The sequence below is a fragment of the Colwellia sp. RSH04 genome (assembly GCF_003545765.1).
Classification (GTDB): Bacteria; Pseudomonadota; Gammaproteobacteria; order Enterobacterales; family Alteromonadaceae; genus Colwellia.
Genome location: NZ_QXIO01000002.1, coordinates 239,836 through 256,891, shown reverse-complemented (window position 1 = coordinate 256,891; position 17,056 = coordinate 239,836). Strand labels below are relative to the sequence as shown.

The following is a 17,056-nucleotide window of genomic DNA, read 5'->3' as shown; positions in this document are numbered from 1 at the left end:
GGGTCTTTAATTATATGTTGAAGGCCCATTTTTTATCGGTTTTAGCAATGAAATATTACTTCTATCTTTCTTTGTCTGTTAAAGAGTTTATGCCTTATTATGAAGGTAAAGCATCAAGTATTGTCGTATTAAGCGATCAGGGAGAGCGTGTGCAATTTCCCGCGATGCATTTACGAAAGTTTCTCGCAAGTAACGGCGTTTATGGTCGGTTTTGTCTTGAAACACAAAATAATAAATTTTTATCATTAAAAAAAATAAATATGTAAAAATTTATCACCTGCTTAGAGTATTTGCTTTAAACAGTGGTCAGACCATGTTGGCCTGCTTAATTACTCGTTATATTTGTTAAATAAGTGTTATATCAGGAACTTATAAGTAAACATCTCCGACCTGTTACAAGAAGTTTTAAACGCTAGTTTTAAACGTGATTTTAAAACTTCACTTTGTATATCCAAAAGTCATTTAAATACAGTCCCTTTACATTAAATTTTTGCTCTTGCCCCGAAGCTAAAATGATGCAATTATTGTTTAATCCACCTTGAATTAATGAGCTATGCTCATAAAGTGGTCAAAAAGAATAAAAAGAGCACAATCAATAAAATCATGACATTAACTCAATAATAAGAATGTGATTTATTGCGATTATTGACAGTATTACTTCGCAGTAAGTTATGACAGGGGAGAGAATAAATGAAACACAACCCTCGCAACAGCTTTAGCAAAAAACCTTTAGCTGCTGGTATCGCGGCGGCACTTTCGATGACCTTATTAGCAGCTAATCCTGCTCAGGCTGCCAGATTTGAACTCGGTGATGTACAAATTAGTTTTGACTCAACATTTAGTCTTGGTACAAGTATAAGAACTGAAGACAGAAATTGGGATGCTAATGTAGGTAAGTCAAATAACCTAAACAATGGTTTTGACTTCAGTCAATATCACCCCGTAATGAACCCTTACCCAGCAAGCGATACTATTTGGCAAGGTGCAGGTAGCTACTCTAATAATGGTGATAATGGTGGCTTAAACTTTGATGCAGGAGAAAGTTTCTCTCAATTAATTAAAGGTAGCCATGAGCTTGATATAAATTATGGTAATGTCGGTGTGTTCGTTCGTGGTATGTATTATTACGATTTTGCTATGATGAATAATGATCGTGCATGGACAAATCAGTTGACAGGCGAAACGAGCGACCCTTGTGATGATAAGAAAGCTCGTGAACAAGTCTGTAAAGATGTTAGGTTATTAGACGCCTACGCTTATGGTGATTTTGATATTGGTGATATGCCTTTTTCTATTCGTGTAGGTAACCAAGTAATCAGTTGGGGTGAAAGTACCTTAATCTCACACGGTATAAGTGAAATTAACCCTGTAGATATAGCGCGATTAAGAGCTCCTGGCTCAGAGTTAAAAGAAGCATTTATTCCTTTCGGTGCTGTTTGGGGATCTTTAGGTATTTCAGAGAACCTAAACATTGAAGCTTTCTATCAATACAGTTGGGAGCAATCAATTTTACCACCACCAGGCAGTTATTTTTCAACAAATGACTTTGCTGGTGACGGTGGTCATGCAAATAATGTTCAGCTTGGTTTTACAGGAAACCCTGATATTGATTTAGATTATTTATTAATGGGTTTAAATCAAATAGGCGACATGGTTAGAGCTGGTGATTTAGCAGCAGCGTCACAAGCTTACTTAGCATACCCGACAAAAGTAACATTAAGAGCACCGGGTGCTAAAGCAGAATTAAGACCAGATGATGGTGGTCAGTATGGTTTAAGACTAGCGCTATATGTTCCTGAATTAAACGATACTGAATTTAGTTTTTACTATGTAAATTATCATAGTCGCAGACCGTTATTCTCAGGTAAAATGGCTGATTTTACTGCTGCTTCTATTGGTACGGATTTGGCTTATATGGGGCAAACTGAAATTACGGAAGAAAATTACTCTGATAATCTTTCTGCATTTTCTCAAGTAAAACTTGCTTATCCTGAAGATATTCAAATGTATGCATTAAGTTTTAACTCCAATGTAGGTACAACATCTGTTGCTGGTGAAGTTAGCTTTAGAAAGGATGAACCACTTCAAATTGACGATGTTGAGTTATTATTTGCTGCAATGCCACAGCAATTAGCTAATACAGGCAATCCTAAATATGCCAGTTTAGATGGTTTGTCTCAGTTTAAAGATGCTAATGGTAACCCTTTCGGACCAGGCGCAACACCAGATGGTTTTATTCTTTCTGATACACTACAAGCGCAATTAACATTAACACATTTATTTGGTCCAACCCTTGGTGCTAACCAATTTGTTGGTTTAGTGGAAATTGGTGGTATCAATATTAATGATATTCCTGCTCAAAGTGAATTGCGCTTAAACGGACCAGGTACCGCTCGAAGCGGTGAAATATATATTGATGGTCGCCATGCATGGGAAGTTGAACAAGCCGTTCAAAACGGCATTGAGACAAACCCATTCCCGACAGAGTTTGCTTGGGGCTATAAAGCTGTTGCTAAGTTTGAATACAATAACTTGTTCGCAGGTGTAAACATGAACCCTCGTATTGTATTTTCACATGATGTAAAAGGGGTAACGCCTGATCCACTATTTATGTTTATTGAAGATCGAAAATCAGTTGCAGCAGGTATTAGTTTTGATTATCAAAGTAAATGGTCGGCAGATTTTACATACAACAGTTTCTTTGGTGGTGTAGGCACTACGAATAAGATGGAAGATCGCGACTATGTATCTTTCAGTATTAAGTACTCTATTTAAGAAAGGCGCTAATAATGAAAACAACTATGAAAAAATTACCTCTAATATCTTTGGCAGTATCAATTGCCTTATCAGGTAACGTTCTAGCAAAAACATCTCCAGAACAAGCGGCTAAACTTGATAAAGAGCTTACGCCAATGGGGGCAGAACGTGCAGCGAATAAAGATGGTTCTATCCCAGAGTGGACAGGTGGTATAACGGAGTTACCTGCGGGTTATACGCCAGGAGATCATCATATAGACCCTTTTGCTGATGATAAAGTTAAATACACTGTTACATCAAGTAACATGGCAGAATACAAAGATTTATTGACTCCTGGGCAAGTCAAGTTATTCGAAACCTATCCTGAAACGTTTAAAATGAATGTTTATCAAACTAGACGAAGCGCATCTTTTCCTGAACATGTTTACAAAGCAGTAAAAGATAATGCGACGCGTGCTGAGTTAATTGAAAACGGTAACGGTATTAAACAAGCTGCTGTTGGTGTACCTTTCCCAATTCCAGAGAATGGATTACAAGCTATTTGGAACCATACTTTACGATATCGCGGAGAGCAGGTTGAGCGTCAAGGTGGCCAAGCAGCACCCACAGCTTCAGGCAGCTTTACCTATATTGGCTTTAACGAAACCTTAATGTTGCCTTACGGGACAAAAGGCGCTTCACCAGAAGAACTTGAGAAGTCTAATATCTTATTTAAGTTTAAACAAAAAGTCACTGAGCCAGCGCGTCTAGCTGGCACTGCATTATTAGTTCATGAAACAATGGATCAGATTAAAGTTCCTCGTCAGGCATGGACTTATAATACAGGACAACGTCGTGTTCGTCGTGCACCAAATGTTGCTTATGATGCACCTGGTACAGCGTCAGATGGGTTACGTACTACCGATGACTTTGATATGTATAACGGTGCTCCAAACCGTTATAACTGGGAGCTTAAAGGTAAGCAAGAGTTGTTAATTCCTTACAACGATTACCGTTTACATAGCAATCAAGTTAAGTACAGTGATATTTTAAAAGCGGGTCATATTAATCCTGAACTAGTTCGTTACGAGAAGCATAGAGTATGGGTTGTTGAAGCAACGTTGAAAGAAAATACTCGCCATACGTATAAAAAACGTGTTTTCTTTATCGATGAAGATAGTTGGCAAGTTGCTATAACAGATATTTATGATAACCGTGATGAATTATACCGTGTCGGTGTAGCTCATGGATTAAACTATTACGAAGTTCCAACACAGTGGTCTACACTTGAGGTATATCATGACATTCAATCACGTCGTTATTTGGCCATTGGGTTAGATAACGAAGCTAAAATGTATGACTTCTCTGTAGAGTTAAAAGACAAAGACTTTACACCGTCTGCATTAAGACGAGAAGGTCGTAGATAAGTCATCTAGTGAAACGGCTGACTATGTCAGCCGTTTTTGTTTCAACCTGTTAATGTATATAAATTTTATAAACAATTTTGTTTTAGTTGAGTGCTTTCTATTATGCGTTTTTTAATAATCACTGTAGCTTTTTTTGTTTGTAGTTATAGTATCAATAGCTATAGTTTTCAAAATGAAATTCCTACCCCTTCAATTCAAGCACCTTTAGCTGATAAGTCTTTATTATTAGATATCACTCAAGTAGGACAAAAAAAACTCGTCGCTGTAGGGGAGTATGGTCACATTCTACTTTCCAAAGATGGCAAAAAATGGCGACAAGCTGAAGTTCCCGTTCAATCGACACTCACCAGTGTTTATTTTCATACGACAGAATTAGGTTGGGCTGTTGGTCATGATGCAACTATATTGCATTCTAAAGATGGTGGTGAATCATGGGCAATCCAACATTATGCCCCAGAATTAGAAAAACCTTTATTTGATATTGTATTTAATAATACAAAAGATGGCATTGCCGTTGGTGCATATGGTCAAACTTTTAGAACCTCTAACGGTGGTAAAACATGGCAAAGTGAGTTTCATCAAGAGTTTTTGTTAGCCGATGATATTGATTACTTAGCAGATCTTAAACGTGAAGACGAGGAAGCATACCTTGATGAAATTGCGTTTATACTGCCTCATTTTAATAAACTTGTTAAAGATGGTCGTACGTTATTTCTTCTAGGTGAAATAGGCATGTTAGCAAAAAGTAATGACTTTGGTATGACATGGCAGAAATTTGATGACATTTACCAAGGCTCTTTTTTTAGTTTAGCTCGAACAAAATCAGGCAACTTAATCGTTGCAGGTCTTAGAGGACATGTTTTTAGAGGGATTAAAAATGGCAGTACGTGGTCTGAGGTAAATACAAACACTACTGCACTTTTAAACGAAATAATTATTTCAAATGATGATCGCGTTATCATACTTGGAAATAATGGTGTGCTTTTAGAAAGTAATGATGATGGTGTTACCTATAAATTACACGCTCAAAAAGATGGTAAAGCTTTAATTGCGGGTGTTTTATTTCAAGAACAATTAATTGTGGTTTCTGATGTAGGCATTAAGCATATCTCTTTAAAGTAATAAATTAGTTGTAAATTACTTATTCGTTGTTGTTATTGTTAAAAATTAGTGTGGAATAATAAATACTATGAAAATCTCCCTAGCTAACCGCATAGAAGTGGGTCTCTTTCGTCATCGACTTTTTGTGTTGGTACTTTTCTTTTTAACAAGTGCATTCTTGTTATTCCAAGCAAGCCAAATAAAACTTGATGCCTCGTTTACTAAAAACATCCCGTTAGAACACAGTTACATGAAAACCTATTTAAAACATCGAGCGAACTTCGGTGGGGCAAATAATATTTTAATATCGGTGTGTGATAGTGAAGGGGATATCTTTAATCCTGAATTCTTTACTGCATTAAAGGGGGTGCACGATAAATTATTCTTTATCCCTGGCGTAGATAGAATTCAAGTTAAATCATTGTTTTCGCCGAGTACCCGTTTTGTTGAAGTTGTTGAAGATGGATTCGCGGGTGGCCCTGTTATACCTGCTGACTTTCAGGCAACACCTGAAGGTTTAGCTATTGTAAAAGGAAATATCGAAAAAGCAGGTATTGTTGGCGGAATTGTTGCTGACGATTATAGCTGTGCAATGGTTAAAGCTGCGTTATTAGACATTAACCCTGAAACAGGTGAAAAATTAGATACACTGAAAATTGCTGAGCAACTAGAAAATGAAGTGAGAAAAAACTATGAGCAGAATAATATAACAGTTCATATTATTGGTTTTGCAAAAATGGTTGGTGATGTTGCTCAAGGCGCTAAAGGGGTTGTTCTATTCTTCGCAATAGCTATCGCAATTACTGCTGTGATGGTTTATATCTTTTGTCACTCAGTGCGTTTAACCATGCTACCAATTTTTTGCTCATTAATTGCTGTAGTTTGGCAAATGGGGATGTTATCAACACTTGGTTTTGGACTAGACCCCATGTCTATTTTGGTTCCATTTTTAGTGTTTGCTATTGGAGTCAGTCATGGCGTACAAATGATAAACTCTGTGGTTAAAAAAGTTGGTTTAGGCATGTCCTGTGCAGCTGCAGCACAAGCAAGTTTCAGAGCATTATTAATACCAGGCGGAATCGCATTATTATCTGACACTGTCGGTTTCTTAACTCTTCTGTCTATCGATATCGGTATTATCAGAGAGCTTGCAATAACAGCTTCCTTGGGGGTAGCGATGATAATACTCACTAATTTAATATTGTTACCCGTATTATTGTCGTATATGTCAATAAAACAAAGTGCAACAGTAGGGCAACTAAAAGAAGAAAGCTCCGTTTGGGTTGTTCTTTCGAGCTTTGCCACCAAAGGACCAGCAATTGTCATTTTAACCATTACGGCTGCGCTCTATATAGTTGGATTTTACAAAGGTCAGGATCTAAAAATAGGTGAACTACATGCTGGTGCGCCTTCACTGCACGAGACATCGCGATACAATACCGATACATTTTTAATAACAGATCGCTATGCAATCAGTGTTGATTATATGTCTGTGATCATAGAAACCACACCTGAAGCCTGTACTTATTATGACATCATGTCGACTATAGATAATTTTCAATGGCGTATGGAGAATGTTGCAGGTGTTCAATCAGCTGTCAGTTTGGCTTCTATCTCTAAAATTGTTAATGCCGGATATAACGAAGGTAATCCTAAATGGCGTGTTATCCCTCGAAATCAACAAACATTAGTACAATCTATTGCTCGTGTGCCTTCTTCAAGTGGGTTATTAAATAGCGACTGTAGTGTCATGCCAGTCATTTTGTTCCTTGAAGATCATAAAGCAGAAACTATCAATGCGGTGATAAGTGCAGTAGAAGCGGCATCAAGCGAGTTAGAAAGTGAGCAAGTTCAGTTTAAACTAGCTTCTGGTCCTGTTGGGGTGATGGCTGCAACGAATGAAGCAGTATCAGAAGCTCAAGTACCTATGATGATATATGTTTATAGTGCCGTCATTTTACTATGTCTTATCAGTTTTAGAAGCATAAGAGCAACAGCGGTTGTTATATTACCTTTATATGTCGTATCTACACTCGCACAATGGCTAATGACTGCATTAGATATTGGCTTAACGGTGTCTACGTTACCTGTTATCGCACTTGGGGTTGGTATTGGTGTTGATTATGGTATTTATATTCTTTCAACGATGAGTACTAAGTTAAATGAAGGCGCCAAAGTACAAGATGCTTATCTTGCTGCCTTAAAAGAGAGAGGAAGTGCCGTTCTTATTACAGGGTTAACATTAGCTATTGGTGTTTCGACTTGGTATTTCTCAGATTTGAAGTTCCAAATGGATATGGGCATTTTATTAACCTTCATGTTTTTAGTTAATATGTTAGCCGCCATAATTGTTCTACCCGCTCTGGGTGCATTTTTCTGGCCGAACAAGCCAGAAGAAAAAGACCAGACTAAAAAAGTGCAAATCGCTGGCAAAACAGGTATATAAATTAACCAATAAGTTATTTTTCGAAAAAAAGTTTGTTTAATTTGATATTAAACAAACTTTTTTTTATTCATGAAACATGTTTTATTTGTGCATAAATAAACATGATAACTACTGATTAACCAGTTTCTATTTAGCAATAATGCATAAACATAGATTGCTGTAAAATAAACAGGTCATTTCTTTCCTAAATCGCGTAGTTTTGCGTGAGTTTTATAGAAAAAAAGACTCGCAAAAGCTTAGATTTATTCATAAAATCCATTCCATAGTCTATTCTGATAGACAGATATAAAAAAATAATATAAATCTTGTGTTTTTATGTATTTCAGAGCGCAAGATGTTTAATTTAATTATTCAAGCTTTCTTTTTAAAACTTTAAGGCAAAAGGAAAACGGCATGGCGTTAGTAAACGGTTCACCCTCAGTGATATTAAAAAACGTATCACAGTTAATTCATCAAAAAGTTCCAAAAAATAGTGCTTCATTAGTAGAGCAGTTTGCTAATTTACTTTACGGTAATATTTCATCACTTGATTTATCGCACAGAAATGACAGTGATATGTATGGTGCAACCTTAAGTTTATGGAGTTCTTTGAACGAACATAAGGATGAAGAGCCCGTCATACATGTATTTAATCCTTCTGTTAGTAAAAACGGTTGGAAATCTAGCCATACCATCATTGAAATCATTGTAAAAGATATGCCATTTCTTGTTGATTCTATTCGCATTGCATTAAATCGACTTGGAATCCCGGCTCACTTGATGCTTAATTCGCCAATAAAAGTTGCTCGAACCAAAGATCTTGAAATTGCTGAGTTAGCCTCTATTGTTGATAACAAAATAAAAGCAACATCTGAGGAAACTATCTTCTTTATCGAAGTTGATCGTCAATCTAACCAAGACGAACTTGATGCGATTAAAGCTGAATTGTTATCAGTAGTTGAAGATATACAATTGACCGTTGACGATTGGCAACCAATGCTTAAACGATTAAACGACGTTGTAGCCGATGTAAAGAAAGCCAAATTGCCTGGTTCAAAAAAAGCAAAAGAAGATACATTAGATTTCCTATCATGGATTGCTGAAAACCATTTTACATTAATGGGCTATCGCTCTTATGACGTGAAAGCGGTTAAAGGTGATATTTCTTTGGAAGCTAACTTAGATTCTAGCTTAGGGCTTATGAAAAACTCTAATGGTAAGAAGTCTAGACTTGTTTCAACATTAAGTGAAACTGGTAGAGAAGTGGCATTAGGAAGTAATCATCTGATTTTAACCAAAACAAATTCTCGTTCACGAGTTCACCGTCCAGCACAACTTGATTACATTGGCATTAAGCGTTTTGATGATAAAGGTAACGTTATTGGTGAGGAACGCTTTATTGGCTTATTCGGGTCTGCTTATTACACGAATAGTGCTTTAAACCTTCCGTTGATTAAATCTAAAGTTATTGATGTTTGTGATTCTTCTGGTTTTGCTAAAGGAACTCATGCTTACAAAGCGTTAATCAATATTTTAGAAACTTATCCTAGAGATGAAATACTACAAAGCTCTGTTGAAGAACTATTAAAAAATGTTACGGGCATCTTACAGATGCAAGAACGTGATTACACAGGTCTTTTTGTAAGGCGAGACGCCTTCGATCGATTCTACTCTTGTATGGTTTATGTGCCAAGAGAGCGCTATAACACTAAGTTGCGTGTTGAAACGCAAAAGTTATTGAAAGAAGTTTTTAACAGCAAAGAAGAAGTTGAGTTTACTACTTTCTTCTCTGAGTCTGTTCACGCAAGAACTCATTACATTGTCAAAGTAAACTCTACTAAAGCAGATATAAATGTGAAAGAAATAGAAAAGAATTTAAATGAAGCCGCAAGAAACTGGGATGACAAACTGGTAACGGCACTTGCTTCAAATCTAGGTGAAGCAGATGCTAAAGCATTAAGTAGAAAATATTCAAGCTTTCCACAAGCTTACAAAGATGAAGTTTTACCTGGCTCCGCTATTGTTGATATTGAAAAACTAGAAAGTTTAACAGCAGATAACAATTTAGAAATGCTTTTCTATCAGCCACTTGAAGAAAAGCCAGATAGTCGCTTTGTTAAATTAAAGCTATTTCATAAGGGGGAACCTATTCACTTAAGTGATGTTCTTCCAATGTTAGAAAACTTCGGTTTGCGCGTAATCGGTGAAAGCCCATATGCGATTAAAACACCTGGTGAAACAAGCTGGATCCTTGATTTTTCAATGTATCTTACCGGTGAGAGTAACTTTGATTTATATAAGGTACGTTCACTATTTCAAGATGCATTTGCCAAAGTTTGGCGTGGCGACCTAGAAGATGATGGCTTTAACCGTTTAATACTTGGTGCAGGGCTTGAAGGTAGAGCTGTTTCTATATTACGTGCATTTGCTAAATATGAACGTCAAATTGGCGGTCGTTTCAGTCAAAATTATATCGAAGATACATTCTCAAGATACCCTAATATTGCCGAGTTACTAATTAACTTGTTTGGTTTACGTTTCGACCCGCATAGTAAATCAACGAAATCTTCAAAAGAAAAGGCTATTGATAAAGTTTTAAACGAAATTGAAAGTTCTTTAGATAATGTTGCTAATTTAGATGACGATCGCATTATTCGTCGTTTTGTTGAAATGATAGAAGCAACAATCAGAACAAATTACTACCAATTAGATGACCATAATAACCAGAAGTCTTACATCTCATTTAAGATTGTCCCTGAACAAATCAGTGAGATACCTCTGCCTGTACCTAAATTTGAAATATTCGTTTATTCACCACAAGTAGAAGGTGTCCATTTACGTGGAGGAAAAGTTGCACGTGGTGGTTTACGTTGGTCAGATAGACGTGAAGATTTCAGAACAGAAGTGCTTGGTTTGGTAAAAGCACAACAAGTTAAAAATACAGTGATTGTGCCTGTTGGAGCAAAAGGTGGTTTTGTCTGTAAACAGCTACCAGAAGGCGGTTCAAGAAATGAAATTTTTGAAGCGGGTAAAGAGTGTTACCGTACGTTTATTAGAGCGCTTCTTGATATTACAGATAACATCATTGCAGGTGAAATTGTTCCACCAAAAGATGTAGTTCGATTGGATGAAGATGATGCCTACTTAGTTGTTGCTGCTGATAAAGGTACTGCAACGTTTTCTGATATTGCTAATAGCATCTCAGAAGAGTATGACTTCTGGCTAGGCGACGCCTTTGCCTCTGGTGGTAGCGTGGGCTACGATCATAAAGCGATGGGTATCACGGCGAAAGGTGCGTGGGAATCAGTAAAACGTCATTTCAGAGAGATGGATATTGATTGTCAAACTACAGATTTTACCTGTATTGCTATTGGTGATATGGCCGGTGATGTATTTGGTAATGGTATGTTGTTATCTAAGCATATTAGATTACAAGCTGCCTTTAACCATATGCATATTTTTATAGACCCTAATCCTGTTGCTAAAACCTCTTACCCAGAACGTGAACGTTTATTTAATTTAGCTGGCTGTACCTGGGAAGATTATAATACTGAGCTAATTTCTAAAGGTGGTGGTATTTTTAGTCGCCATGTTAAGTCAATTAAATTAACGCCTGAAATAAAGAAAATGATTGGTACGCAAAAGCAAAGCATGGCACCTAATGATCTTATTCAAGCAATCTTAACGATGAAAGTTGATTTACTTTGGAATGGTGGTATTGGAACTTATGTTAAGGGTAGTAAAGAAACACATCTAGAAGTGGGCGATCGTGCAAACGATGGCTTACGAATTAACGGAAAAGATTTAAAAGCTAAAATTGTAGGTGAGGGTGGTAACCTTGGTCTAACACAATTAGGTCGTATTGAGTATGGAGCAAAAGGTGGCAGAATTAACACCGACGCCGTTGATAATGCAGGTGGTGTAGATTGTTCAGATAATGAAGTTAACATTAAAATTTTATTAAACACACTTGTACAAAATGGTGATCTTACTGTTAAACAGCGTAATAAAGTTTTATATGATATGACTGACGAAGTGGGTGATATTGTTATTGAAGATTGTTATCGTCAAACACACTCTCTTTCAATCACAGCCGTTCGCAGTGTTAGTCAACTGAAAGAACAAGTGCGTTTTATTCATGAATTAGAAAGAACGGGTAAACTTGATCGTAGCCTAGAATTTATTCCTGATGATGAAGAAATTGCAGAACGCTTGTCTGAAAATAAAGGCTTAACTCGTCCTGAATTATCAGTGTTACTTGCGTATAGTAAAATGGTACTGAAGGAAGATTTAGTTCATGAAGAAATTATAGATAATCCTTATCATAATAGACTTCTCATTGAAGCCTTCCCAGCTCAATTACGAGAAACATACCAAGCTGAAATGCAACAGCACCCTTTACGAGCTGAAATTATCGCGACCAAACTTGCGAATAAAATTGGCAACGATATGGGCTTTAACTTTGTTAACAGAATGCAAGAAGAAACAGGTGCTAGCGTTGCTGAAATTGCTAACTGTTATACTATTGCGAGCGAAGTTTTTGAATTGCCTTTATTTTGGCAAAAGATTGCTAGTTTAGATAATCAGATTTCAACAGCTATTCAAACAGAAATGTTGTTTCAATACCGTAGAACTATTAGACGAGTGACTCGTTGGTTCTTACGTCATAGAAACAAGGCATTATCAATTGAGCAATCTATTGCGCTTTATCAGCCAACGTTTAAGCTTTTATCTTCTAAACTTGCTGACTTTATGATTCCTGAAGAGATCAAAGAGCTTGAAAGAATTTCTGATGATCTAATTCAAGCAGGTGTACCAAAAACCATTGCTATTCGAGTTTCACAGTTAAGTACTTTGTTCTCGGCAATGGATATTGCTGAAGTTGCAAATGATGACGGTAAAACTATTGAACAGGTCGCACACCTTTACTTCAAGTTAGGTGTACGTCTTGAATTGCATTGGTTCTTAAATCAAATTACTAATCAGCCTGTTGCAAATCACTGGCAAGCATTGGCTAGAGCCTCATTTAGAGAAGAGCTTGATTGGCAACAACGTTCATTAACGTCTGTAGTACTAAGCTGTAAATGTGATGCTAAAGTTGCCGATCTTGAAACCTTATTAGATGAATGGATTGTAACAAATAAACAACCGCTAGATCGTTGGAAGCATATTTTGTCTGACTTTAAAGTGGGACAAACACATGACTTTGCAAAATTCTCTGTTGCACTTCGAGAGTTAATGTTACTGAGCTTAAATTGTAGTCCTGTTACAGTAAAATAATTTAACGTTAAATTATAAGGGAAGTTGTAATACTTGCCTTAACTGATAAAATCCTCGCCTAGCGGGGATTTTCTATTTTTACCCTTTTATATTATTCAATAAACGTCAATCATTAGAGGCTCTATGTTCTATTCAGTAATACGAAAAGTATTTTTTCAGTTTGATCCAGAGAGAATTCATGAATTTACTATAAAGAGTTTAAAAGGAACGGGCGCATCTCCTTTTAATTTTTTATATAAGCAGTCGGTAAAAGATAAGCCTATTAATGTCATGGGAATTAATTTTCCTAATCCTGTTGGTTTAGCTGCTGGGCTAGATAAAAATGGTGAGTGTATTGATGCGTTTGCAGCAATGGGCTTTGGTTTCGTAGAAGTGGGAACTGTCACACCTAAACCACAACCGGGTAATGACAAACCGCGTATTTTTAGACTGCCTCAAGCTAATGCTGTTATTAACCGAATGGGGTTTAATAATAAAGGTGTTGATTATTTAGTCGATCAAGTTCGTGCCGCAAAATTTAATGGCGTTTTAGGAATAAATATAGGTAAAAATAAAGCGACACCTGAAGAGAATGCAAAAGATGATTATATTCATTGTATGAGAAAAGTGTATGATTTTGCGACGTATATCACGGTAAATATATCCTCTCCTAACACACCTGGTTTGCGCTCTTTACAATATGGTGAAGCATTAGATGAGCTTTTATCGGCGTTGAAGGCAGAACAAAAAGTTTTGAGTGAAAAGTTTGATAAATATGTTCCACTTGCTGTAAAAATTGCCCCTGACTTAAATGAAGAAGAAGTAAACTCAATTGCTGATTCATTAATATCAAATGAAATTGATGGTGTAATAGCGACTAATACAACATTATCAAGAGAGGGTGTTGAAGGATTAGAGCATGGTAATGAACAAGGTGGTTTAAGTGGAGCACCCGTAAAAGATAAAAGCACTGCCGTCATCAAATTACTAGCAAAAGCATTGGATAATAAATTACCCATCATTGGTGTTGGTGGTATAGCATCAAGTGATGATGCGAATGAAAAATTAGCAGCAGGAGCTAGTTTAGTTCAAGTATACACAGGCTTTATTTACCAGGGGCCGGAGCTTGTTAAAGACATTGTTGACGGTTTATAACCTCTAAATATCAACATGTGATAGTTGTAGATAAAAATATACCTATCAAAGAGTAATTTTTGATCTATTAAGAAAATTAGTAAATCCTATCTATACTTATAAAGTCAAGTGTTAGCACTTGGCGTTATAAATACTTGATTGCTTTTGACCATTAAAGTTTTAGGGTGCAGGTTTGCTACAATTACTATTTTTCTTACTTGTATTGTTCACTGTTAACAGTTTTGCTGATGATAGACAAACCATTATTTGGCTGTCTGATAGTGAAAACTATGTGAAAAACTTCCGTCAAGCTAATGCTGATAACATTGATTCAGACACTAATAACTTATTATTAACTCAAATAAATAATTATAAAATAGAGCTTGAATATACCCCATTAGCTCGAATCGAAAAGCTAATGAAGTCAGGTGAAAATTACTGTATAGCGAATAGGTTAAAGACAAAAGAAAGACTTAAGAATAATTTATTTAGTTTACCTCTTAACTTGTATTTGGGGTTACGCGTCTATTCAAAGAAAAAGCTAGCCCAAAAGTATTTAAACATTAATGGTGAATTAACGTCGATTACTGACCTATTAACTGAGAGAGAAAATAAATGGTTGTTAGTGAGTAAGGGACGCTCATATAGTGATTTGCTTGATCAACAAATAACTCAAGTTGATAAACGCTTTATCTATGTACTTTCTAAACAAAGCTATGCTGAGGCTGCTTTTGATATGTTGGCTAAGGAAAGGGTTGACTATATTATAGAGTACCCAGCTGAAGTTGCGTTAATGTCAAAGAAACGCTCTAAACCGTTGCCTCTTTACTCAGTAAGTGTTACCGACAGTGAAAAGTATGTTATAGGTTATTTAGCATGTAATAAGTCAGCTATCGGAAAACAGTTTATAGATAATATTAATCAAGTATTAACAGGTGTTTATCAACAAAAAGGTTTTTATCTTGCTCATGTTAATCATTTAAATAAAAGTGATCTCATCATATTTAACTATTATTTTAATCAAGTTTTCTCTACAAATTATTAATAAATTACAGTGCAGTAGCAAAAAAGCCAAATCACTAAGATTTGGCTTTTATTAACAAAAGAGCATTGATTATATTATTGCTTTAAAGCAGAGTTAATCAGTTAAATACTAATCTAGTAGCTTTCATTGTGAACGCTAAGTACAGCACGGCCAGATGGATCGGCATTATCTTTAAAGCTTTCATCCCAAGCTAATGCTTCTTGTGTACTACAAGCAACAGACTTTCCGCCAATGACGCAATCAGCAGCCGTAGCTAGTGGGAATTTTTCCTCAAAAATACAACGATAGAAATACGCTTCTTTGCTGTCAGGAGTATTAACAGGAAACTTAAAACTTGCACTGGCTAATTGTTGATCGGTTACCTGTGATTCAACGTAATCTTTTAATCCGTCTATCCAAGAATATCCTACACCGTCTGAGAATTGTTCCTTTTGACGCCATAAGATTTCTTTTGGTAAGTAACCTTCAAAAGATTCACGTAGAATAGCTTTTTCCATTTTGCCATTGCCACACATTTTATCTTCAGGGTTAATGCGCATTGCAACATCCATAAAGTTTTTATCTAAAAATGGAACGCGAGCTTCAATTCCCCAAGCAGACATAGATTTGTTAGCTCGTAAACAATCAAACTTGTGTAATCTATCCAGTTTTCTATTCAATTCTTCATGAAACTCTTGTGCATTCGGTGCTTTATGAAAATACAAGTAACCGCCAAATATTTCATCTGCACCTTCCCCTGACAGTACCATTTTTATACCCATGGCTTTAATTTTTCTAGCCATTAGGTACATAGGGGTAGAGGCTCTGATCGTAGTTACATCGTATGTTTCAAGGTGGTAAATTACTTCACGTAACGCATCTATACCTTCTTGCTCGGTAAAAATTACGCTATGATGAATTGTACCAATACTATCAGCAACAGTTTGTGCAGCGATTAAATCTGGAGAGCCTTCTAGACCACAGGCAAATGAATGTACTTTTGGCCACCATGCTTCGGCTAAATCGTTATCTTCTATTCTTCGTGCGGCAAACTTTTGCGTAATTGCAGAAATTAAAGAAGAATCTAAACCACCAGACAAAAGTACGCCATAAGGTACATCTGTCATTAAGTGACTTTTAACCGATTCTTCTAGTGCTTCTCTTAATTTGTCTTTACTTGTCGTGTTATCTTTAATTGCACTGTATTGTTGCCAGTTACGTTTATAATACTTTTCAATTTTACCGACACGGCTATCTAAAATATGGCCTGGAGGAAATTCTTCTACCGTTTTACAAATAGGCATTAAAGCTTTCATTTCTGAGGCAACATAAAAGTTACCATCAGCATCATAGCCAGTATATAGAGGAATTATTCCAATATGATCTCGTGCAATTAAGTAACTGTTATCATTTGCATTATATAAGCAAAAGGCGAACATACCTTGTAACTTATCGACGAACTCAACACCATGCTCTTGGTATAAGGGAAGAATGACTTCACAGTCAGACCCTGTTTTAAAGGAGTAATCTACAGAAAGTTTTTCTGCGAGTGTTTTATGGTTGTATATTTCACCATTAACTGCGAGTACATGGGTTTTATCATCATTGTATAGTGGTTGAGCACCATGCTCAGTATCAACAATAGATAAACGTTCGTGAACTAAAATAGCACTATCATTATTGTAAATACCTGACCAATCAGGTCCACGATGACGTAATAAGCGAGAACATTCTAATGCTTTAGGGCGAAGTGCATCAGCACTAGTTTTTATGTCTAATATACCAAAGATCGAACACATTGAAGCGCTACTCCTTTAAATAATATAGTTAAGGTCAAATTGTGAATTCAAGCCATTAAGAATTGGTAATGACTTGAATGTTGGCAGGTTAGGAAGTTATATTTAATATGAAAAATATTAAATATGTAGTAGTACTGCAAGTTTACATCAA

The 17,056-nt window shown here is 36.2% G+C and carries 9 protein-coding genes; 8 read left to right on the top strand and 1 reads right to left on the bottom strand.

Annotated elements, in window-relative coordinates; all coding sequences use genetic code 11:
• The first annotated feature begins 14 nt into the window (after window positions 1-14).
• From D1094_RS04665 to D1094_RS04630, 8 genes are all read left to right on the top strand, one after another.
• The gene (locus D1094_RS04665; RefSeq protein ID WP_259337818.1) at window positions 15-266 is read left to right on the top strand and encodes a DUF2835 domain-containing protein; all 252 of its coding nucleotides are present in this window, start codon (window positions 15-17) and stop codon (window positions 264-266) included.
• A gap of 424 nt (window positions 267-690) precedes the next feature.
• On the top strand, window positions 691-2,775 hold the full coding sequence (locus tag D1094_RS04660; protein WP_118958932.1) for a DUF1302 domain-containing protein: 2,085 nt from the start codon (window positions 691-693) through the stop codon (window positions 2,773-2,775).
• A gap of 26 nt (window positions 2,776-2,801) precedes the next feature.
• Complete coding sequence (locus D1094_RS04655) at window positions 2,802-4,163, top strand: DUF1329 domain-containing protein (RefSeq protein ID WP_118959117.1); 1,362 nt, start codon at window positions 2,802-2,804, stop codon at window positions 4,161-4,163.
• A 102-nt stretch (window positions 4,164-4,265) separates the two neighbouring features.
• A complete protein-coding gene (locus D1094_RS04650) occupies window positions 4,266-5,285 on the top strand; it encodes a YCF48-related protein (protein WP_118958931.1) in 1,020 nt (339 codons plus the stop codon).
• A gap of 67 nt (window positions 5,286-5,352) precedes the next feature.
• Window positions 5,353-7,710 carry an RND family transporter gene (locus tag D1094_RS04645; protein WP_118958930.1) on the top strand — a complete coding sequence of 786 codons (2,358 nt, stop codon included), beginning with the start codon at window positions 5,353-5,355 and terminating at the stop codon, window positions 7,708-7,710.
• A gap of 393 nt (window positions 7,711-8,103) precedes the next feature.
• A complete protein-coding gene (locus tag D1094_RS04640) occupies window positions 8,104-12,969 on the top strand; it encodes an NAD-glutamate dehydrogenase (RefSeq protein WP_118958929.1) in 4,866 nt (1,621 codons plus the stop codon).
• Between the two features lie 123 nt (window positions 12,970-13,092).
• Window positions 13,093-14,103, top strand: coding sequence for a quinone-dependent dihydroorotate dehydrogenase (pyrD, locus tag D1094_RS04635; protein ID WP_118958928.1), 1,011 nt, complete (start codon window positions 13,093-13,095; stop codon window positions 14,101-14,103).
• Between the two features lie 172 nt (window positions 14,104-14,275).
• Complete coding sequence (locus D1094_RS04630; protein WP_118958927.1) at window positions 14,276-15,127, top strand: transporter substrate-binding domain-containing protein; 852 nt, start codon at window positions 14,276-14,278, stop codon at window positions 15,125-15,127.
• Between the two features lie 113 nt (window positions 15,128-15,240).
• On the opposite strand, the gene asnB is transcribed toward D1094_RS04630, so the two are convergent.
• Window positions 15,241-16,905 (bottom strand): asparagine synthase B, encoded by a 1,665-nt coding sequence (gene asnB / locus D1094_RS04625; protein WP_118958926.1) that lies wholly within the window; start codon window positions 16,903-16,905, stop codon window positions 15,241-15,243.
• Window positions 16,906-17,056 lie beyond the last annotated feature (151 nt).

Coding starts and splice junctions, on each gene's coding strand:
- D1094_RS04655 (WP_118959117.1), top strand. CDS start 2,802: ATGAAAAAATTACCTCTAATATCTTTGGCAGTATCAATTGCCTTATCA.
- D1094_RS04650 (WP_118958931.1), top strand. CDS start 4,266: ATGCGTTTTTTAATAATCACTGTAGCTTTTTTTGTTTGTAGTTATAGT.
- D1094_RS04640 (WP_118958929.1), top strand. CDS start 8,104: ATGGCGTTAGTAAACGGTTCACCCTCAGTGATATTAAAAAACGTATCA.
- D1094_RS04645 (WP_118958930.1), top strand. CDS start 5,353: ATGAAAATCTCCCTAGCTAACCGCATAGAAGTGGGTCTCTTTCGTCAT.
- pyrD (WP_118958928.1), top strand. CDS start 13,093: ATGTTCTATTCAGTAATACGAAAAGTATTTTTTCAGTTTGATCCAGAG.
- asnB (WP_118958926.1), bottom strand. CDS start 16,905: ATGTGTTCGATCTTTGGTATATTAGACATAAAAACTAGTGCTGATGCA.
- D1094_RS04665 (WP_259337818.1), top strand. CDS start 15: ATGTTGAAGGCCCATTTTTTATCGGTTTTAGCAATGAAATATTACTTC.
- D1094_RS04660 (WP_118958932.1), top strand. CDS start 691: ATGAAACACAACCCTCGCAACAGCTTTAGCAAAAAACCTTTAGCTGCT.